This window comes from Pseudomonas sp. GW821-FHT09A09 (genome assembly GCF_059418405.1).
On the sequence record NZ_JBWKPU010000040.1, the window covers coordinates 1 to 17,930 of the forward strand.

A 17,930-nucleotide genomic window follows, 5' to 3' on the forward strand; every position below is an offset into this window, starting at 1 on the left:
CCCCCCCCCCCCCCCCCCCCCCCCCCCCCCCCCCCCCCCCCCCCCCCCCCCCCCCACCCCAGCTCCCACATTGATTGCATTTCAGGCATAAAAAAAACGGATCGCGAGATCCGGTTTTTTTGTGCGGGCAGAAATTACTTCTGCTTCACACCTTCCAGCGAGATGTCCAGGTCTACAGTCTGCGAGGACGGGCCTGGGCCTTTGATGCCGAAGTCGTTCAGGTTCAGCGTGGTGGTGGCGTTGAAGCCAGCACGTTCACCGCCCCATGGGTCCTTGCCTTCACCGTTGAAGGTTGCCTTGAAGGTCACCGGCTTGGTCACGCCGTGGAACGTCAGGTCGCCGGTCACGTCAGCGGTTTTCTCGCCGGTGGATTTAACGGCGGTGGACACGAACTTGGCGTCGGCAAACTTGGCAACGTCCAGGAAGTCCTTGCTGGCAACGTGCTTGTCACGTTCTGCGTGGTTGGACCACAGGCTGGCAGTTTTCACGTCGACAGCGATTTTGCTGGCTTCAGGCTTGGCGGCATCCCAGCTGAAGGTGCCATCCCAGTCCTTGAAGGTACCGTGGATGAAGCTGTAGCCCAGGTGGCTGATTTTCCAGTCGATGAAGGCGTGCTGGCCTTCCTTGTCGATCTTGTAGTCAGCAGCCATTACCTGGCCTGCGGACAGCAGGGCAGTACCGATTGCCAGAGCAGCGAGGGTCTTTTTCAACATGCGTTCTATTCCTTGTGAGTCGAGGTTGAACATCAGGCTTTGCGCCCCAGCATTCGCGTGAGGGTCGCATCACGATCGATAAAGTGGTGTTTCAAGGCCGCCACGCCGTGCAAGCCGGCGAAGACCACCAATACCCAGGCGAGGTACAGATGCACCACGCCGGCGTTGTCTGCCTGGTCCGGTAGCCCGGAAACCACGGCAGGAATCTCAAATAGGCCAAACACCGGAATACCGACACCGTCTGCGGTGGAAATCAGGTATCCGGCAATCATCACGGCAAACAGCCCGAGATAAAGGAACGCGTGGCCAAATGCGGCACCGATACGGGTCAAGCGGCTGTAGCTGGCAAGCGGTGGTGGTGGCGGGCTGACCAGACGCCAGACGATACGCACCAGCATGATGGCAAACAGCGTGATGCCGATGCTCTTGTGCAGGTCCGGCGCGTCTTTACGCCAGGCGCTGTAGTAATCCAGACCGACCATCCACAAGCCCAGGGCGAACAGACCGAACACCACCAGGGCCACGCCCCAGTGCAACACCATGCTGACCCAACCGTAGCGGGCCGGAGAATTGCGTAACTGCATGTACTTAATCCCGTAAGAGCTGCGCCCAAGACTAGCGATTTACCTATCGAATTAAAGCGGAAATTTTCGCTTTGAAATATCGAGAAATACGATCTTGAGGGTATGAAGCGTAAATTAACAACGGATTAAGGACTATCCAGAAGAAACGTGACAGACCGTCCTGTGTTTACTGCCTATTCGCAGGTTATGGGTTGTGACACGGCCATCCATTGCATAGGCTTGCGCGATTGTTACGCCCGCGTGCCACGCGGGCCGCTTCGAGGAGACCCCGGATGGGCTTGAATAACCAGTGGATGCAACGCGACCTCGCCGTGCTGTGGCATCCCTGCACCCAGATGAAAGACCACCAGCAACTGCCCCTGATCCCGATCAAACGGGGTGAAGGCGTTTGGCTGGAAGACTTCGAAGGCAAGCGCTACCTCGACGCCGTCAGCTCCTGGTGGGTCAACGTATTCGGCCACGCCAACCCGCGCATCAACCAGCGCATCAAGGACCAGGTGGACCAACTGGAACACGTGATCCTCGCCGGTTTCAGCCACCAGCCGGTGATCGAGCTGTCCGAACGCCTGGTGCAGATGACGCCCGAAGGCCTGACGCGCTGTTTCTACGCCGATAACGGCTCGTCGTGCATCGAAGTCGCGCTGAAAATGAGCTTTCACTACTGGCTCAACCGTGGCCTGCCGAACAAGAAACGCTTCGTCACCCTGACCAACAGCTACCACGGCGAAACCATCGCCGCGATGTCAGTGGGCGACGTGCCGCTGTTTACCGAGACCTACAAGGCGCTGCTGCTCGACACGATCAAAGTGCCGAGCCCCGATTGCTACCTGCGTCCCGAAGGCGTGAGCTGGGAAGACCACTCGCGCACGATGGCTCAGGTGATGGAGCAGACCCTCGCCGAGCATCACGATACCGTCGCCGCCGTGATCATCGAACCGCTGATCCAGGGCGCCGGCGGCATGCGCATGTACCACCCGGTGTACCTCAAGCTGCTGCGCGAAGCCTGCGACCGCTACGGTGTGCACCTGATCCACGACGAAATCGCCGTCGGTTTCGGCCGCACCGGCAGCATGTTTGCCTGTGAACAGGCCGGCATCCGCCCGGACTTCCTGTGCCTGTCCAAGGCCCTCACGGGTGGTTACCTGCCGTTGGCGGCCGTGGTCACCACCGAAGACGTGTACAGCGCCTTCTACGATGACTACCCAACCCTGCGCGCCTTCCTGCATTCCCACAGCTACACCGGCAACCCGCTGGCGTGCGCGGCGGCCCTGGCGACCCTGGATATTTTCGAAGAAGACAACGTCATCGAAAACAACAAGGCCCTGGCCCAACGCATGGCCACCGCCACCGCCCATCTAGTGGACCACCCCCACGTGTCGGAAGTGCGCCAGACCGGCATGGTACTCGCCATCGAGATGGTCCAGGACAAAGCCACCAAGACCGCCTACCCGTGGCAGGAGCGCCGCGGCCTGAAGGTGTTCGAGCACGCCCTGGAGCGCGGTGCGCTGTTGCGGCCGTTGGGCAGCGTGGTGTATTTCCTGCCGCCTTACGTGATCACGCCCGAGCAGATCGACTTTTTGGCTGAGGTTGCCAGCGAAGGCATCGACATCGCCACCAACAGCAAGGTCAGCGTTGCCGTGCCAGAAAACTTCCATCCTGGCTTCCGCGACCCCGGCTGATCACCCACACCCTTGTAGGAGCCGGCTTGCCGGCGATGGCGGTCTCACATTCACCGCATAGCCAGCGCCCTCATCGCCGGCAAGCCGGCTCCTACAGAAAAACCCTATTTCCAGAGAACAGAAATGAGACTGTCCCGCTTTTTCACCGACACCCCGCTGAGCCTTGGCGAGCATGAACTGCCCGAAGCCCAGGCGCACTACATTAGCCGCGTGCTGCGCATGGGCGAAGGCGACGCCGTGCAATTGTTCGACGGTTCCGGCCAGGAGTTCCTGGGCAGCCTGCTGGAAGTCGGCAAGAAGCGCGTCACCGTGCAGCTCACAGAACGCTTCAACGGCCAGGCCGAGTCGCCCTTGCACATCCACCTCGGCCAGGGCCTGTCCCGGGGCGAGCGTATGGATTGGGCGATTCAGAAAGCCACCGAATTGGGTGTGAATGAAATCACGCCGATTTTCAGCGACCGCTGCGAAGTACGCCTCAAGGACGAACGCGCCGACAAACGCCTGCTGCACTGGCGCCAAGTGGCAATCAGCGCATGCGAGCAGTGTGGGCGTTCAACCGTGCCGGTGATTCACCCGCCACTGTTGCTGGCGGACTGGCTGAAGCAGACCGAGGCCGATTTGAAGCTGGTGCTGCACCCGGTGGCCGAGCCGATGGTCAGCCATGCCAAGCCAGCCAGCCTGGCTTTCCTGATCGGGCCTGAAGGCGGTTTGACCGATAACGAAGTCCAGAGCGCCCAAGCGGCCGGCTACCACGCCGCCCGCCTCGGCCCGCGTGTGCTGCGCACCGAGACCGCGCCGGTGGTGGCGCTGTCGGTGGCCCAACAACTGTGGGGCGATTTCTAACGCCCTTCCTTTGCAAACCCAATCCCCCCTGTGGGAGCTGGCTTGCCTGCGATGGCGGTCTTCCAGCCAACCCCACTGGCGCCTGACCCACCGCTATCGCAGGCAAGCCAGCTCCCACAGTGTTGATTGGGTTACCAGGCAACTATTCCACCGGGTCACTCACCGGCGTGGCAATGATCGCCTTCAACTCGCTGGTCATCGGGAACTCCAGGTTCAGCCCCTTGGGCGGAATCGGCTGTTCAAACCAGCGCTGGTAAATCCCGTTGATCGCCCCCGAACGGTACAGGTCGCCCAGCGTATCGTTGACCACCGCCAGGAACTGCGGGTCGTCCTTGCGCACCATGCAGCTGTAGATTTCCCGCGACTGTTCTTTACCCACCACCACCCAGTTGTGCGGGTCCCTGGCCTTGGCGCGCTCGCCGTAGAGCAAGGCATCGTCCATGTAGAACGCGGCCGCACGGCCGGTCTCAAGCATCTTGAACGCTTCACCGTGGTCCTTGGCGCTGATCACAAACATATTGGCCTTGTGCTCGGCGTTGTAGCTTTTGAGGAAGCGCTCATTGGTGGTGCCCGCCGTGGTCACCACGTTCTTGCCCGTCAGGTCTGCAAAGCCCTGGATGCCGCTGTCCTTGGCCGTCAGCAACTGGCCTTTCACGTAGATAAACCCGTAGGAAAACGCCACCTGTTTCTGCCGCTCGGCCGTCACTCCGGTGGAGCCGCATTCCAGGTCGACGGTGCCGTTCTGCACCAGCGGGATACGCGTTTGGGAGGTCACCAGGTTGTATTTCACCGCGAGGTTGGTCACCCCGGTTTTCTGCTGGACGCGCTCGACAATCTTGTTCGCCAGGTCCACTGAATAGCCCATCGGCTTGCCGCTGTGATCACCCACGTAGGAAAACGGCACCGAGGCATCGCGATAACCCAAGGTGATGGATTGGGCACTGGCGATCTTGCCCAGCGTGCCTTCCAAAGGCGCTTGATTGGCCTGTGCCTGTGCGCCGAACAAGAGCCCCAGGGTGCAGCCGGTCAACAGGATTTTTTTCATTGTTATGCTCCGTTGGTTTTGTCGTTATTTACGTACCGCGATCACGCTGATTTCCACCAGCACTGTCGGCCGCGCCAGCTCCGCTTGCAGGGTCGTGCGCGTCGGCGCGCAGCCCGGCGACAACCAGGCGGACCACACTTCGTTCATCGGCGCGAAACCGCTGCCGATGTCCTTCAGGTAAATCGTCGCGTTGAGCAGGTGATCCTTGTCGCTGCCGGCCTGGGCCAGCAGCCCGTCGATCTTGGCCAGCACTTCTCGGGTCTGGGTCGCCACGTCCTGACCATCGCCAGGCACCTGGCCCGAGAGAAACACCAGGTCCTTGAAGGTCACTGCGCCAGAAAGCCGGTCGTTGCTGCTGATGCGGTTGATGCTCATGGGTACACCTCAAGCGGCGCGGGGCGCGAGGCCCTGCAGGTCAATGGAAGGCGTGCGCTGGTCGATCAGTTCGGCCAACAATTGGCCGCTGCCGCTGGCCAAGGTAAAACCAAGCGCGCCGTGGCCCAGGTTGAGCCACAAGTTGCGGTAGACACTGGCGCCGATCAGCGGCACGCCGGTCGGCGTGGCCGGGCGCATGCCGGCCCATTCCACCGCGTGGGCGTAGTCACCGGCATTAGGAAAAGTCTCCAGCGCCTGGCGTTTCATCAATGCCAACCGCTTGGGCTCCAGACGCACGTCGAAGCCGACGATATCTACCATGGCCGCCACCCGCAGTTGCTCGCCGATACGGGCGTAGACGATCTTGCGGTCGTAATCGGTGATGCTCACGTTCGGCGCCTGATGCTGTGCACCAATCGGCACGCTGAGGCTGTAACCCTTGAGCGGATACAACGGCAGCGAAACACCCAACTCCGCGCTGCGATACCCCGCCGCCAGCACCAGGTTCTGCACCGGCATCACCTCGTCGCCCATCTCGACCGCCTGTACGGCGCCGTGAGCATGGCGCAGGCCAGTGACCTTGCGCCCCAGCAGGAAACGGCAGCGCCCGGACGCTTCAAGCCGCGCCGCCAAGCGTTGGCAGAAGGCATGACAATCGGCCACTTCTTCATTTGGCGTATAGATCCCGCCGACAAAACCACCGTCCGCCAGCGCCGGTTCCAGCCGCGCGCAGTCATCAGCCGACAACACCTGCTGCTGCAGGATATCGGTGACTTTGCTGCGGGCATGCTCGAAGCTGCTGGCGTTGCGGAAGGTCACCAGCTTGCCGTTGCGGCGCCAGTGGAAGCCGTCCAGATGATCGTCTTCGCGCCATTGCTGCAACGTGGCCTGGCTCAAGGACGCCAAGCGCAACAGATGCGCGGCATTGCGTGTGTTGACCGAGCCACGGCAGGCGCCGAGAAACGCAGCCATCCAACGCCATTGCTGCGGGTCCAGGCGCGGGCGCAGCTTGAGCGGCGAGTCCCCGCGCAGCAGCCAGCCGATGGCTTGCAATGGCACGCCGACATCCGCCAGCGGCGCGACATAGCGGTACGACAACTGCCCGCCGTTGGCGAAACTGGTTTCGCTGCCCAGCGTGTCGCGGGCTTCGATCAGCGTGACCTCGTGACCGGCGCGAACCAACGCATAGGCGCTGGCCAGGCCGATAACCCCACCGCCGATGATGCAAACCTGCTTGGCCATCCCAGCCCCCAGCCATTGATTGAAGAGGCCTCAAGCGTAGGGGTAGGTGACAGGCCATCGACAATGAATAAAGATGGGTCACCTATAAACAAAGGTTATGGACTTGCCATGCGCTTGCGTCATATCGAAATCTTCCAGGCCATTCGCCAAACCGGCTCCGTCAGTGCCGCCGCGCAGTTGCTGCACGTGTCGCAGCCGGCGGTGACCAAGGTGTTGCAACACGCCGAACTGCAGCTGGGCTTCCCCCTGTTCCTGCGGGTGCGCGGCAAATTGCAGCCCACCCCGGAAGCCCTGGCGCTGGAAAGCGAAGTGGAGAAAGTCACCGAGAGCCTCCAAGGTGTGCGGCGCCTGGCCAAGAGTTTGCGGCGCGAACCCGGGCACAGCGTGCGCATTGGCGCAATCCCGGCACTGGCCTTGTCGCTGCTGCCACCGGCGATCCTGGAATGGAAACGCGACTACCCGGACATCGCCTGCGAGCTGTCCAGCGACCACAGCCGTGAGCTGGTGCAGAAGCTGTTGATGCGCGAGATCGACCTGGCACTGACCCTCAATTTCTCCGGGCATCCGGGGCTGACCACGCAGGTGTTGGCCAACGGTGTGCTGGTGGCGTTGGCGTCGAAAGGCTATTGGTCTGACGCAGAATCGAGCACACCGTTGCCCTTGGCGGATCTGGCCGGTGCGCCGTTGATTGGCCTTTCCAGCGCCGATCCCCTGGCCGCCAAGCTCGACAGCTACCTGGAAAACGTCGACCCCGCGCCTCGGGTGACGATCTCGGTGCAAACCTATTCCCTGGCACGCGCCATGGTCGAGTCCGGCGCCGGGCTCACTGTCATCGACCCCTTCACGGCGCTCGGTGCCTCCACGGCCACCACCTGCATCCGCACACTCACCCCGCCGCTGCCGATCACCCTGTACGCCCTGACCCGCGCCGACGAACCGCCGCCGCATATGTTGGCCAAGCTGCTGCAGATCTTCGGCCACCGCGCCCAGGAACTGCTGAAACGCCTATCCCTGTAGGAGCCCGGCTTGCCGGCGATGGCGGCCTCGAGATCACTGCACCTCTCAAGGGCCTCATCGCCGGCAAGCCGGCTCCTACAGGTGTTCGTTACAGCACGTAATGCATGATCGCCACAAAGTGCAGCAGGCTGCCGCCAATGACAAACAGGTGCCAGATGCCGTGGGAGTGCCGCAGGCGATCTTCCAGGGCAAAGAAGATGATGCCCACGGTGTACAGCACCCCACCGGCCGCCAGCCAGGTAAACCCCGCCGTGCCCAGCGCGGCGATCAGCGGCTTGACCGCCACCAGCACGATCCAGCCCATCACCGCGTAGATCACGATGGACAGCACCCGTGCTTCAGAGCGCGGCTTGATCTCCTGCAGGATGCCAATCACCGCCAGCCCCCAGACAATGCCGAACAGCGTCCAGCCCCATGGGCCACGCAGGGTCACCAGGCAAAACGGCGTGTAACTGCCGGCGATCAGCAGGTAAATCGAAAAGTGATCGACCTTCTGCATGATCTCTTTCCGTCGCCCGCGCACGCTGTGGTACACGGTGGACGCGCTGTACAGCACCAGCAGCGTAAAGCCATAGATCGCCACGCTGACGATCTTCCAGGGGCTGCCATCCAGGCTCGCCACCACCAGCATCCACACTGCGCCGGCAAAGGCTGCGACTGCCCCAAGCAAATGGCTCCAGGCGTTGAATCGTTCCCCGTGATACATGTGTCACTCACCTCGAATAACCGTTATCACCCTGAGCATTCTGACGCCAGACACTCACTTTCAGGTAACACCCTTTCTTCATTTGCCCAACGACCACTGCCCATCGGATGATTCGCACAATCCTTGTAGGAGCCGGCTTGCCGGCGATGAGGCCCTTGAGCGTGGTGGTGGCCTGACTGCCGCCATCGCCGGCAAGCCGGCTCCTACAGGGGGTGTTTCCGCCCTTTAGAGTGGTGTTATCCATGCCCGAGCTTGAACCCGACGCGCCGCCCCCCAGCCTATGGCAGCTTTTTTACAACTTCGCCATGGTCGGCCTGTTCGGCTTTGGCGGCGTGATGCCCTGGGCACGGCAGATGATGGTCGACCGCAGGCGCTGGGTCAGCGAGCAGGGTTTCAACGAACTGCTCACCACCGGCCAATTCTTCCCCGGCCCCAATATTGCCAACGTCGGCATCATCTTCGGCCGTCGCCTGCACGGCTTGCCGGGTGCGGTTGTGACCGTCTGCGGGCTGTACCTGTTCCCCTCGCTGATCACCGTGTTGGCCGGTTTCGCTTATGCCAAGTGGTGGAGCCATGAGGTGGTGCAGCAAATTTTCGGCGCGGTGATGCCGATTGCCACCGGGCTGATGCTGGGTACAACACTGCGCTTGCTCAAGGCCATGCCCCGCAACCTGGCCAATTACAGCGCCTTTGTGCTGACCTTCGTGTTGATGGCGGTGCTGGTGCTGCCACTGTGGATGGTGCTGCTGATCAGCATCCCCAGCTCCCTGGCCTTGAGTTTCATCGACACGAAAAAGGTGGCCGGCTGATGCAGACCGTCCTCCTGCACCTGATGATCCAATGCGCGCTGTGGTCGCTGATGGCGATTGGCGGCAATACCGTGGCCATTGGCGACATCCACCGTTACACCGTGGTGGACATGCACTGGATCACCGACGCGCAATTCGTCGCGTTCTTCGCCCTGTCACAGGCGCTGCCGGGGCCCAACGGCATGTTCCTGGTGTTCATCGGCCAACAGGCGGCAGGGCTGCCGGGGGCGCTGGTGGCCTTGCTGGCCAAGCTCGTGCCCTGCTCGGTATTGGCCTACGTCGGCGCCGGCTGGCTGGAAAAACACACCCAGACGCCCTGGGTGCAACGGGTCAAGCGCAGCCTGTTGCCGATCTCCATCGGCCTGATCCTCGCCTCCACCTACATCCTGATGAACAGCCTGGAAAACAACACCACCAGCCTGGTCCTGACCCTGGCCAGCGCTGCCGTGGTCTATTACACGCGGCTCAACGCGATCTGGCTGATCATCGTCGGCGTACTGCTGGGCCTGGGCAGTGCATGGCTGGGAGTGAACTGGTTTTAGGGGCACAATCGACGGCATTCGAACAAGAGTGACCGCCATGCTGATCGACGAAGAGTTCACCCTCAAGAAGCTGGAAATCTTCCTGGCGTTCATGCGCACCGGCAACCTGGCCCGCGCCGCCGCCGAGCTGCAAACCAGCAACGTCAGCGTGCACCGCGCCATCCACTCCCTGGAAAACGCCCTGCGCTGCCCGTTGTTCAAGCACGAAGGGCGCAACCTCACGCCGCTGGAAAGTGCCTACGTGTTGGAGGAGCGCGCACAGAAACTGGTGGCCGACGTGGTCGACAGCGTGCGCCTCACCCGTGAAGCGGCGGGCTATTCGGCGGAGCGCTTCAAGCTGGGTTCACTGTATTCGCTCACGGTGAAGACCGTGCCGCAATTGATCATGGGCCTGAAGATCCGCCGCAGCGAACTCAACATCGACCTGATCCTGGGCTCCAACTTCGACCTGCTCTACAAGCTCAAGAACATGGAAGTGGACGCCATCCTCATCTCCCTGGATGAGCATGCCAACGACCCCGATTGCGAGCAGATCGCGCTGTTTTCCGATGACATCTTCCTGGCTACCCCGGCCGACTCACCCTTCGACCGCGAACAGCAGATCGACCTGGCGGATGTACGCGACGCCACCTTCATCACCCTCACCCAAGGCTTCGCCACCCACCAAGATGGCAACCGCGTGTTCCAGCAGGCGGGGTTCGAGCCGAAGGTGGCGATGCAGGTCAATGACATCTTCACCCTGCTGAGCATGGTCAGCTCGGGCGTGGGTTATGCGCTGCTACCCGGGCGGATTGCAGCGGTGTATGAGAACCGGGTGAAGCTGATCCCGCTGCAACCCCGGTACCGGTTGCAGCAGCAGATTGGGGTGGTGTTCCTCAAAGCCAAGGAAAGGGACCCAAACCTGTTGGCGTTGTTGGCAGAGTGTCGGATGTACGCCAATCGCCAATCTTGACCATCCCTTGTAGGAGCTCGGCTTGCCGGCGATGTCGTCCTCAAAATCGCCATGGCAGGCAAGCCAGCTCCCACATTTAACTGTATTCACAAATCAAAATGTGGGAGCGGGCTTGCCCGCGAAGACGCCAGGCCAGACAACGCCGGGCCGGGGGTTAGCCGACGAGGCCGCGTACGATGAAATACAACACCGAAGGCCCGAGCAAACACCCAAGCCCGGTATGGAACGTCGCCGTCAGCGCGCCGTAGGGCACCAACCGCCGATCCGTCGCCGCCAGCCCCGCTGTCACACCGCTGACGGTGCCAGCCAACCCACCAAACACCATGGCCGAGCGCGGGTTGTCCAGGCCCATCCAACGTGCCGCCACCGGTGTGCCGACCATCACCAAAATCGCCTTGATCAAGCCTGTGGCAATCGACAGCGCCATCACATCCGAGGTCGCGCCAATGGCCGCCCCGGTCACCGGACCGACGATGTACGTCACCGCGCCAGCACCGATGGTGGTCATGCTGATCGCATCACGATAACCAAATGCCCACGCCATGCTGGCGCCCACAATGAACGGCAACACCGTGCCCAACAGCAGCGCAATCACACCAATCAACCCGGCCTTGCGCGCCTCGGTGGCTTGCACTTCAAACGCCGTGGCAACGATGGCGAAGTCACGCAGCATCGCACCGCCCATCAAGCCAATGCCGGAGAACAGCGCCATGTCGGCCAGGCCCTTTTGCCCGCCGGTGACCGTGCCACCGACCCACGCCAGAACCAGGCCGATGACGATGGCAATTGCCGAACCATGAATGCGCCCAAACGTGAGGCGCTTGGACAGCACCACGGAAATCCACATCACCACGCCGACGAAGGCAAAGGCGGTGATCAGGCCGTTATGCTCCAACCCTTTTTCGATGAGATCCCACATATCAGCGACCTCCCGCAGCAGCGATCAGCGGCTCTTCGGCGGGCAAGGGTTCGCCCTTATGGGTGCGGCTGATGAGCGCGATGGTGCAACCGCAGACCACCACGGAACCAATCGCCGCCAGGACCGCGACAGGACCGCCGTGCAAGGCCGTGACCACGTTTTGTTGCGCCGCCATCGCCACCACCACCGGGATGTACATGGCGCCCCAGAAGCCCACGCCCATCTCGCAGTCCTTGGTCATGCCGCCGCGTTTTTGCATCCACAAACGGGCGCAGATCAGCAGAATCATTGCGATGCCTACCCCGCCCACGTTGGATTTGACGCCCAGCAACACGCCGAGCATGTCGCCCATGATCACGCCCGCCAGCGTGCAGATCGCCAGCAATGCCACACCGTAGATAATCATCGTTGTTGTCCTCAAAGTGCTCGATCGAAATTGTTGTTGTTGTGCTTCGAAAGCCTTGGGTGGTGCTTTATCGGTGGCGGCGCTCCTCCTCTTGCAGCAGGGCCTGCAAGGTGTCCAGGCGTGCGCCCTCGCAGGCGATCACCGTGCCTTGCTCGAACACGCGGCGTGACAAACCGGTGAGCACGGCGCCGGGGGGCAGCTCGATTTGCAGGCGCACGCCACGCTCGTAGGCGCTTTGCACCGTGCCGCGCCAGTCGACGACGCGGCACATGTTGAACGCCAGGTCGTCGCGCAGTTGTTCGGGGTTGTGCACAGGTCGCGCACGGGTGCTGCTCAGGTAGGTGATGCGCGGCGGCTTGAGCGCAACAAACGCCTGGGCCAGCACCTGGGCCGGTTGCTCCAGCAATGCACAGTGCGACGGCACACTCACGGCCAGGCGCTTGGCCACGCCGCTGCCTTTGATACGTTGGGCCACACGCGCCATGGCGGCGTCGCTGCCGGCGATCACGGTCTGGTTGTCGGCGTTGATGTTGGCCAGGTACACCGGGGTTTCGGGGCTATTCATTTCAGCCAGTAGCGCTTCGACGGTGGATAACGGCGGGCCGATGATGGCCGTCATCCCGTAGCCGTGTGGATAAGCGTTTTGCATCAGCTCGCCGCGCAGGCTGACCAGTTTCACCGCGTCGGCAAACTCCAGGGCACCGGCGATCACGGCGGCCGGGTACGCCCCGATGGAGAGGCCCGCGACGTAATCCGGGGTGTGTTGCAACAGCCGGGCGTGGGCCACGCCGGCGATCAGCAGGCACAGCTGGACGGCGCGGGTATCGGCCAAGGCGTGCGCTGAATCCAGGGTGCGAACGTCCTCACCCAACGCCTGGCTGGCTTCATCCAGCACATCGGCGGGCAGCGCCTGGAGCATGCCCGGCCGCTGGGCGCCTTGCCCGGGGAACACCAGAAGACTGCTCATGCCACGGCCTGCCAAGGGTCGAGCACCAGATGGGCGCCACTGGCGGTTTTCAACAGCACCCGCCGTGAGGAGCCGGCCCATTCGCGCAAGGCCACTGCGCCGAAGGGCGTTTGCAATTGCAAGTCCACGGCGCACACCGCCTGGTCCAAGGTTGCCAGCAGGTCGCGCGCCTCGCTGCGGTCCAGCGGCTGGGGCGTGCGCAGCATCAGATCCAGGTCGCTCTGGGCATGCAGCGCTTCAATACCCGTGGCCAACTCAAATCCGGCGCTGCCGGTGACCCCCCAATTCAAGGTCGCCAGCACCGGCCGCAATTGATCCAGAGCCTGCAATGCGGGCAAGTCCCGTCGAGAGACAACGTCACGCAATGCTTCCGGTGCTACGCGCCGTTGCACGGCGGCCAGCGGCATCAATGCCGCAAACCGTTGCTCACGCGACCCGCCGCGCACGCCCACCGGGACATAACCTGCGGCAACGGTGGCGCGGCGCACCACCACCGTGCCCACCGCCTGCGCCGCCCACGCCGGGGCGTCAGCGGGCAGGTGCGCCGGGGTCATGCCCCAGAGCAAGTCGTGCGCGTTCACCATTGCTCCCGCAGCAGGTGGCGCACGTGGCTGGAGGCGGCGCGATGGGGAGCACCCAGGCGGTTGCTCAAATCGGTGCTGTCGATGTCCTTGATTGCATTCACCAGGCAATCGCCCACCCGCGCCACATCCTGTGGCGTCGGCTGTTCAATCTGCTCAACCGACAAGGTTTCCCACAGCAAACCCAGGCTGGCATAGCTGTCGATGTCATACGCCATGGGCGGCACGCTGGCGGCCAACGCTTCCAGCTCTTCGATACTGCGCAGAGTGACCCGCGCCGCCGAGGCCTTGCCCATGGCGTGCACCATCACGCCCGGGTCGCGCAGGGCGATCAGGCGGTTGGCCTGGTAGCCGTGGGCGAGGAACGCGCCCGACATCGCCTTGCCCACCAGCAGCGCAATCACCGGGTGCCCGGCCAGCCGTGCGCGGGCATAGCTGTCAGCGGCGGCGGCCAGGGCCTGGTGGATACCGAGGGCTTCTTCGCGACGGCCGTAGGCCTGGCTCGGCACGTCGACGATGGCGATCAGCGGGCGCTTGTCGCCACGGGCGATGGCTTCATCCACCGCCTTGGCCAGGCCCCAGCCTTCGAGCAAACCGACCTCGCCGTTGCGTGCGCGGGGAAAGCGGTTGTGCGGGTCGGTGACCACGGCGATAAAGCGCACAGGTTGTCCGCCCAACAGGCCGTCAGCCACTGTCAGCGAAGCCGGCAAACCCTCGACAGGCGTTGCCCCCACGCTTAACGCGTTGAACCACTGCAAACCTCTCATGAGCGATCTCCTTGATACAGCGCACGCACCGTCGCCGCGTCGATTTGTGGCGTGGCGTCCAGTTCGGCCAGGCGCGCCAGGTAGTGCTCGGCCTGGCGACTGCGTGGTTGAGCGGGCAGGCCCTGCTCCAGCAAGGCGTTGACGGTCTGCTGAATCTCGGCCACATCATCGGCCACGTAACGGTCGGCCAACCCGCTGTTGAAGCGTTGTTCGCCACCGGTAAGGCTCCAGATGAATGGCCGGTCGCGGGAGTCGTATTCGTCCAGGCCGGCTTCCTGCTCAATCACCTGCGGGCCGTTCAGGCCCACCCGTGCTTCGCGGGTGACCACCAGGTAACTGCACAGCCCGGCCGCAATGGACATGCCGCCAAAGCAACCGACGCTGCCCGCCACCACACCGATCACCGGCTGGTACTGGCGCAGGTCGACAATCGCCGCGTGGATGTCGGCAATCGCCGCCAACCCCAGGTTGGCTTCCTGCAGGCGCACGCCACCGGTTTCCAGCAACAGCACGGCACGCGTGGGAATGCCCTGGCGGTTGTCTTCGGCCGCCAGCTCAAGCGCCCCGGCGATTTTTGCACCGCCGACTTCGCCGAGGCTGCCGCCCTGGAAGTTACCTTCGATGGCCGCGATCACCACCGGTTTGCCGGCGACGCTGCCCTTGGCGATCACCACGCCGTCATCGGCTTGCGGCACCACGCCCTGGCGGCTGAGCCATGGCGACATGACGCGCTGGAACGGGTCGATCAGTTCGCGGTAAGTGCCAGCGTCCAGCAAGGCCTTGGCACGCTGGCGGGCACCCAGTTCGACGAAGCTGTGTTTGGCGAGTAAGTCAGTCATGGCCGACCTCCTCAAGCCCTTGCTCCAGGCGCAGGCGCACCACGCCGGGTGTCGCGCCGAAGTCGTGGATATCGATCTTCAAGGCGGGTGGCGTCTGTTCCTGGAAAATGCGTTCGAACAGGTGTTGCCAGCGCTGCTCGGCGCCGTTGACCGAGGTCTGCACCTGGATGGTCAGGGTGCCCGACGTGCCCGGTTCCAGCAGCACTTCCAGGTCGCCGGAGCCGACACACCCCACCAGCGCACGGCCTTTGGGCGGCTGCCCGGCGGGGAATTCAAAGGATAAGGTTTCCATCACAACGCTCCGTCGAGGCGGTCGATAAACAGGCAGGCGGCCAACAGATCGGCGGCGCCGCCCGGGGAGGCATTCAGGGCCAGCAGGTGTTGGTCCAGCGCATGCAGGTGGCGGCGACCGGCCAGGGTCGCGCTGCCGCCCGCATCCAGCACGGCCTGGGCGCCGTGTTGCATGGCGCTGATGCCTTCAGGGCCTGCGCGGTAGAGCACGCAGGTGTCGGCCAGCTCGGTCATGATCGCGAGCAAGGCATCGAGCCGGGCGTTCTGCTCGCCGGCCTCTTGCAGACGACTTTTGCGCAGTTGCGGCAGGCCGCGCTGCATCACCGAAGGGAAGCCCAGTTGCGCTTCTTCACGGGCGCCGCGTGCGCCGTAGCGTTGCGCGACCTGGGCACCGTGGCTCATCGGTTGTGGGGCATAGCGGTCGTTGAGCAGGGCCAGCCGGGCGGCGGTCAGCGTGACGGCACGGGGCGCCAGCGCTGCCGCAGCGGTGAGCAAACCGAGGGCCCAGATCGCGCCGCGATGGGTATTCACGCCGTGAGTGGTGGCGAGCATGGCTTGCTCGCCTTCGCGGCCGATCCGCCCCAAGGCTTCACGCAGGGGCAAACCGACTTCGCCGAATTCGATGGCCGCTTCGGCCATTTCCTTGAACATCGGCCACAGCGAGAGCGCTGAGGCGTGCATCAGGCCCAGGTGCAAATCGCTGTGGGCGCCGTTGCCGCGACGGTCCACCAAGGCCGGCTTGGGCGACAGGTCCGCCTCATCAATCAAGGCGTCGACCGCCATGTCCGCCAGGCGATCAGCAAGGGTCAATTCATGCAGTTTGAGGGCGCGCATTTACCAGCTCCTGAACTTGGCGGGCGGGTTGTACAGGCCACCGGACCAGTCCACCAGGTCGGCCACGCTCTTGGCGGCCAACAGCTCGCGGGTGGCGTCGGTGCGGCGGATGCCCAAGTCTTCGGGCAAGGCGATCAGGCCTTCGCGGCGCATGCGTGCGGTGTCCTTGGGGTTGTGGCGCAGGCCGATGGCGGTGACGCCGGCGACGGCGGCGATCATCGCCTGGCGCTCCTCCAGGGAGCGCGCCTTGTACAGGTAGGCGATGCCTTCTTCGGTGAGCAGGTGGGTGACGTCGTCGCCGTAGATCATGATCGGCGCCAGGGGCATGCCGCTTTTGCGCGCGACTTCCACCGCGTCGAGGGTGTCGACGAAGGTGGGTTTGCCGCCTTCCTGGAAGGTCTCGACCATTTGCACGACGAGCTTTTTGCCGCGCTCCAACAGGGCTTCGGGCGCGTCGTCGTGGCGCATGTCCAGCCACGCCGGGGTGCCATGACGACGACCACGTGGGTCGTGGCCCATGTTCGGCGCACCGCCGAAACCGGCGAGCCGGCCACGGGTCACGGTGGAGGAATGGCCGTCGCCGTCGACTTGCAGGGTGGCGCCGATAAACAGGTCCACCGCGTATTGGCCAGCCAGTTGGCAGAACATTCGGTTGGAACGCATCGAGCCATCGCGGCCGGTGAAGAACACATCCGGCCGTGCGGCGATGTAGTTCTCCATGCCCAGCTCGGTACCAAAGCAATGCACGCTTTCCACCCAGCCGCTTTCGATGGCGGGAATCAGCGTGGGGTGCGGGTTGAGAGTCCAGTTGCGGCAGATCTTGCCCTTGAGACCCAGGGATTCGCCGTAGGTGGGCAGGATCAATTCAATGGCGGCGGTGTTGAAACCGATGCCGTGGTTGAGGGACTGCACATTGTGTTTTTCGTAGATGCCACGGATCGCCATCATCGCCATCAGCACGTGCACCGGCTTGATGTGGCGCGGGTCGCGGGTGAACAGCGGCTCGATGTAGAACGGCTTGTCAGCCACCACTACGAAGTCCACCCAACTGGCCGGGATGTCGACGCGGGGCAAATCGGTGACGTCGTCCACCAACTGGTTGACCTGCACGATCACGATGCCATCACTGAAGGCCGCGGGCTCGATCAACGCGGGGGTGTCTTCGGTGCTGGCGCCGGTGTAGATGTTGCCGGCGCGGTCGGCCATGAAACCGGCAGACAGCACGACGTTGGGGATCAGGTCCACCACCAGCCGTGCGTAGAGTTCGATGTAGGTGTGGATCGCGCCGATTTCCAGCAGGCCGTCTTCGAGCAACTGGCTGATGCGCAGGGACTGGGTACCGGCGAAGGAGAAATCGAGCTTGCGGGCGATGCCTTTTTCAAACAGGTCCAGGTGCTCGGAACGGCCGACACTGGGCATGATCATGTGCAATTCGTGGAGCTTGGAGGGATCGGCCTTGGCCAGGGAGCGGGAGAGGAAGTCGGCTTGTTTCTGGTTGTTGCCTTCCAGCACCACACGGTCGCCGGGGAGGATCAGGGCTTCCAGAGCCTCGACGATCTTGTCGCTGGGCAACACGGCCCCGTCTGCGTACTGTTTGACCAGCCCGAGCCGCCGCTGCTTCTCGTCGCGCCGCCGCGTCCAGCGCGAGTCGGGGGTGATGGTTGTTGTCATGGTCGCTCCACGGGGTTTGCTGTCGTGGGCTGTACCTTAGGAGTGAATCGGGGGGGGGATCAATCAAGCCCGGCGGTGGATCGTTACGGCTGGAGTAACAAAACCTCAACAGCCACGAACTTCGCCCGTACGAATATTAAAACTGTGG

General features: G+C 63.2%; 21 protein-coding genes. 6 read left to right on the forward strand and 15 right to left on the reverse strand.

The genetic code is table 11. The annotated features are described in order from the left end of the window. Positions 1 to 134: 134 nt before the first annotated feature. Together AC07OV_RS26085 and AC07OV_RS26090 are read right to left on the reverse strand one after the other, a co-directional pair. Positions 135 to 713, reverse strand: coding sequence for a YceI family protein (locus AC07OV_RS26085; protein WP_176996733.1), 579 nt, complete (start codon positions 711 to 713; stop codon positions 135 to 137). Between the two features lie 32 nt (positions 714 to 745). After that, positions 746 to 1,297, reverse strand: coding sequence for a cytochrome b (locus AC07OV_RS26090; RefSeq protein ID WP_176996734.1), 552 nt, complete (start codon positions 1,295 to 1,297; stop codon positions 746 to 748). 272 nt (positions 1,298 to 1,569) lie between these two features. Here AC07OV_RS26090 and AC07OV_RS26095 point away from each other — a divergent pair, with 272 nt between their 5' ends. Together AC07OV_RS26095 and AC07OV_RS26100 are read left to right on the forward strand one after the other, a co-directional pair. Beyond that, positions 1,570 to 2,976 carry an adenosylmethionine--8-amino-7-oxononanoate transaminase gene (locus AC07OV_RS26095; protein WP_494996205.1) on the forward strand — a complete coding sequence of 469 codons (1,407 nt, stop codon included), beginning with the start codon at positions 1,570 to 1,572 and terminating at the stop codon, positions 2,974 to 2,976. A 123-nt stretch (positions 2,977 to 3,099) separates the two neighbouring features. Further along, complete coding sequence (locus AC07OV_RS26100) at positions 3,100 to 3,819, forward strand: 16S rRNA (uracil(1498)-N(3))-methyltransferase (protein WP_176996736.1); 720 nt, start codon at positions 3,100 to 3,102, stop codon at positions 3,817 to 3,819. Positions 3,820 to 3,961: 142 nt separating this feature from the next. Here AC07OV_RS26100 and AC07OV_RS26105 read toward each other — a convergent pair whose 3' ends face one another. The 3 genes from AC07OV_RS26105 to AC07OV_RS26115 are packed head-to-tail and all read right to left on the reverse strand — an operon-like array spanning position 3,962 to position 6,481. Then, on the reverse strand, positions 3,962 to 4,864 hold the full coding sequence (locus tag AC07OV_RS26105; RefSeq protein ID WP_495093259.1) for a transporter substrate-binding domain-containing protein: 903 nt from the start codon (positions 4,862 to 4,864) through the stop codon (positions 3,962 to 3,964). A 24-nt stretch (positions 4,865 to 4,888) separates the two neighbouring features. After that, positions 4,889 to 5,239 carry a RidA family protein gene (locus tag AC07OV_RS26110; protein WP_495093260.1) on the reverse strand — a complete coding sequence of 117 codons (351 nt, stop codon included), beginning with the start codon at positions 5,237 to 5,239 and terminating at the stop codon, positions 4,889 to 4,891. A 9-nt stretch (positions 5,240 to 5,248) separates the two neighbouring features. Continuing rightward, a complete protein-coding gene (locus AC07OV_RS26115; RefSeq protein ID WP_495093261.1) occupies positions 5,249 to 6,481 on the reverse strand; it encodes a D-amino acid dehydrogenase in 1,233 nt (410 codons plus the stop codon). Between the two features lie 108 nt (positions 6,482 to 6,589). On the opposite strand from AC07OV_RS26115, the gene AC07OV_RS26120 reads away from it, so the two are divergent. After that, positions 6,590 to 7,498, forward strand: coding sequence for a LysR family transcriptional regulator (locus tag AC07OV_RS26120; protein WP_495093262.1), 909 nt, complete (start codon positions 6,590 to 6,592; stop codon positions 7,496 to 7,498). An 88-nt stretch (positions 7,499 to 7,586) separates the two neighbouring features. Here the strand turns inward: AC07OV_RS26120 and trhA are convergent, their stop codons facing one another. Beyond that, positions 7,587 to 8,204, reverse strand: a complete 618-nt coding sequence (trhA, locus tag AC07OV_RS26125) for a PAQR family membrane homeostasis protein TrhA (protein ID WP_178920063.1) — start codon at positions 8,202 to 8,204, stop codon at positions 7,587 to 7,589. A 242-nt stretch (positions 8,205 to 8,446) separates the two neighbouring features. Between trhA and AC07OV_RS26130 the strand changes: the two genes are divergently transcribed. From AC07OV_RS26130 to AC07OV_RS26140, 3 genes are read left to right on the forward strand one after another with little or no spacing between them, the layout of a single operon-like run. Further along, positions 8,447 to 9,013, forward strand: coding sequence for a chromate transporter (locus AC07OV_RS26130; protein ID WP_494996210.1), 567 nt, complete (start codon positions 8,447 to 8,449; stop codon positions 9,011 to 9,013). Further along, positions 9,013 to 9,555, forward strand: coding sequence for a chromate transporter (locus AC07OV_RS26135; protein WP_178920062.1), 543 nt, complete (start codon positions 9,013 to 9,015; stop codon positions 9,553 to 9,555). Before AC07OV_RS26130 ends, AC07OV_RS26135 begins: the two co-directional genes overlap by 1 nt. Positions 9,556 to 9,592: 37 nt before the next feature. Next, the gene (locus tag AC07OV_RS26140; protein ID WP_176996744.1) at positions 9,593 to 10,507 is read left to right on the forward strand and encodes a LysR family transcriptional regulator; all 915 of its coding nucleotides are present in this window, start codon (positions 9,593 to 9,595) and stop codon (positions 10,505 to 10,507) included. A 154-nt stretch (positions 10,508 to 10,661) separates the two neighbouring features. Here the strand turns inward: AC07OV_RS26140 and madM are convergent, their stop codons facing one another. The 9 genes from madM to mdcA form a co-directional block, all read right to left on the reverse strand. Beyond that, entirely contained in the window at positions 10,662 to 11,426 is a 765-nt protein-coding gene (gene madM, locus AC07OV_RS26145) for a malonate transporter subunit MadM (RefSeq protein ID WP_176996745.1), read from the reverse strand. 1 nt (position 11,427) lies between these two features. Beyond that, entirely contained in the window at positions 11,428 to 11,832 is a 405-nt protein-coding gene (gene madL / locus AC07OV_RS26150) for a malonate transporter subunit MadL (RefSeq protein ID WP_429474993.1), read from the reverse strand. A gap of 67 nt (positions 11,833 to 11,899) precedes the next feature. Continuing rightward, positions 11,900 to 12,799 (reverse strand): malonate decarboxylase subunit epsilon, encoded by a 900-nt coding sequence (mdcH, locus tag AC07OV_RS26155; protein WP_495093263.1) that lies wholly within the window; start codon positions 12,797 to 12,799, stop codon positions 11,900 to 11,902. Next, positions 12,796 to 13,383: a malonate decarboxylase holo-ACP synthase gene (locus tag AC07OV_RS26160; RefSeq protein WP_495093264.1), complete on the reverse strand. Its 588-nt coding sequence runs from the start codon at positions 13,381 to 13,383 to the stop codon at positions 12,796 to 12,798. The genes mdcH and AC07OV_RS26160 overlap by 4 nt, the downstream gene beginning before the upstream one ends. Continuing rightward, positions 13,377 to 14,147, reverse strand: coding sequence for a biotin-independent malonate decarboxylase subunit gamma (gene mdcE, locus AC07OV_RS26165; RefSeq protein ID WP_495093265.1), 771 nt, complete (start codon positions 14,145 to 14,147; stop codon positions 13,377 to 13,379). The genes AC07OV_RS26160 and mdcE overlap by 7 nt, the downstream gene beginning before the upstream one ends. Continuing rightward, positions 14,144 to 14,986 carry a biotin-independent malonate decarboxylase subunit beta gene (locus AC07OV_RS26170; protein WP_494996214.1) on the reverse strand — a complete coding sequence of 281 codons (843 nt, stop codon included), beginning with the start codon at positions 14,984 to 14,986 and terminating at the stop codon, positions 14,144 to 14,146. The genes mdcE and AC07OV_RS26170 overlap by 4 nt, the downstream gene beginning before the upstream one ends. After that, positions 14,979 to 15,278, reverse strand: coding sequence for a malonate decarboxylase subunit delta (locus tag AC07OV_RS26175; RefSeq protein WP_494996215.1), 300 nt, complete (start codon positions 15,276 to 15,278; stop codon positions 14,979 to 14,981). The genes AC07OV_RS26170 and AC07OV_RS26175 overlap by 8 nt, the downstream gene beginning before the upstream one ends. Then, complete coding sequence (locus AC07OV_RS26180) at positions 15,278 to 16,111, reverse strand: triphosphoribosyl-dephospho-CoA synthase (RefSeq protein ID WP_495093266.1); 834 nt, start codon at positions 16,109 to 16,111, stop codon at positions 15,278 to 15,280. The genes AC07OV_RS26175 and AC07OV_RS26180 overlap by 1 nt, the downstream gene beginning before the upstream one ends. Then, the gene (gene mdcA, locus AC07OV_RS26185) at positions 16,112 to 17,782 is read right to left on the reverse strand and encodes a malonate decarboxylase subunit alpha (protein ID WP_495093267.1); all 1,671 of its coding nucleotides are present in this window, start codon (positions 17,780 to 17,782) and stop codon (positions 16,112 to 16,114) included. Between the last annotated feature and the right edge of the window lie 148 nt (positions 17,783 to 17,930).

What these genes read in the sequence shown, in the direction of transcription:
- AC07OV_RS26085 (WP_176996733.1), bottom strand. Translation starts at nt 713, where the DNA reads ATGTTGAAAAAGACCCTCGCTGCTCTGGCAATCGGTACTGCCCTGCTG.
- AC07OV_RS26090 (WP_176996734.1), bottom strand. Translation starts at nt 1,297, where the DNA reads ATGCAGTTACGCAATTCTCCGGCCCGCTACGGTTGGGTCAGCATGGTG.
- AC07OV_RS26095 (WP_494996205.1), top strand. Translation starts at nt 1,570, where the DNA reads ATGGGCTTGAATAACCAGTGGATGCAACGCGACCTCGCCGTGCTGTGG.
- AC07OV_RS26100 (WP_176996736.1), top strand. Translation starts at nt 3,100, where the DNA reads ATGAGACTGTCCCGCTTTTTCACCGACACCCCGCTGAGCCTTGGCGAG.
- AC07OV_RS26105 (WP_495093259.1), bottom strand. Translation starts at nt 4,864, where the DNA reads ATGAAAAAAATCCTGTTGACCGGCTGCACCCTGGGGCTCTTGTTCGGC.
- AC07OV_RS26110 (WP_495093260.1), bottom strand. Translation starts at nt 5,239, where the DNA reads ATGAGCATCAACCGCATCAGCAGCAACGACCGGCTTTCTGGCGCAGTG.
- AC07OV_RS26115 (WP_495093261.1), bottom strand. Translation starts at nt 6,481, where the DNA reads ATGGCCAAGCAGGTTTGCATCATCGGCGGTGGGGTTATCGGCCTGGCC.
- AC07OV_RS26120 (WP_495093262.1), top strand. Translation starts at nt 6,590, where the DNA reads ATGCGCTTGCGTCATATCGAAATCTTCCAGGCCATTCGCCAAACCGGC.
- trhA (WP_178920063.1), bottom strand. Translation starts at nt 8,204, where the DNA reads ATGTATCACGGGGAACGATTCAACGCCTGGAGCCATTTGCTTGGGGCA.
- AC07OV_RS26130 (WP_494996210.1), top strand. Translation starts at nt 8,447, where the DNA reads ATGCCCGAGCTTGAACCCGACGCGCCGCCCCCCAGCCTATGGCAGCTT.
- AC07OV_RS26135 (WP_178920062.1), top strand. Translation starts at nt 9,013, where the DNA reads ATGCAGACCGTCCTCCTGCACCTGATGATCCAATGCGCGCTGTGGTCG.
- AC07OV_RS26140 (WP_176996744.1), top strand. Translation starts at nt 9,593, where the DNA reads ATGCTGATCGACGAAGAGTTCACCCTCAAGAAGCTGGAAATCTTCCTG.
- madM (WP_176996745.1), bottom strand. Translation starts at nt 11,426, where the DNA reads ATGTGGGATCTCATCGAAAAAGGGTTGGAGCATAACGGCCTGATCACC.
- madL (WP_429474993.1), bottom strand. Translation starts at nt 11,832, where the DNA reads ATGATTATCTACGGTGTGGCATTGCTGGCGATCTGCACGCTGGCGGGC.
- mdcH (WP_495093263.1), bottom strand. Translation starts at nt 12,799, where the DNA reads ATGAGCAGTCTTCTGGTGTTCCCCGGGCAAGGCGCCCAGCGGCCGGGC.
- AC07OV_RS26160 (WP_495093264.1), bottom strand. Translation starts at nt 13,383, where the DNA reads ATGGTGAACGCGCACGACTTGCTCTGGGGCATGACCCCGGCGCACCTG.
- mdcE (WP_495093265.1), bottom strand. Translation starts at nt 14,147, where the DNA reads ATGAGAGGTTTGCAGTGGTTCAACGCGTTAAGCGTGGGGGCAACGCCT.
- AC07OV_RS26170 (WP_494996214.1), bottom strand. Translation starts at nt 14,986, where the DNA reads ATGACTGACTTACTCGCCAAACACAGCTTCGTCGAACTGGGTGCCCGC.
- AC07OV_RS26175 (WP_494996215.1), bottom strand. Translation starts at nt 15,278, where the DNA reads ATGGAAACCTTATCCTTTGAATTCCCCGCCGGGCAGCCGCCCAAAGGC.
- AC07OV_RS26180 (WP_495093266.1), bottom strand. Translation starts at nt 16,111, where the DNA reads ATGCGCGCCCTCAAACTGCATGAATTGACCCTTGCTGATCGCCTGGCG.
- mdcA (WP_495093267.1), bottom strand. Translation starts at nt 17,782, where the DNA reads ATGACAACAACCATCACCCCCGACTCGCGCTGGACGCGGCGGCGCGAC.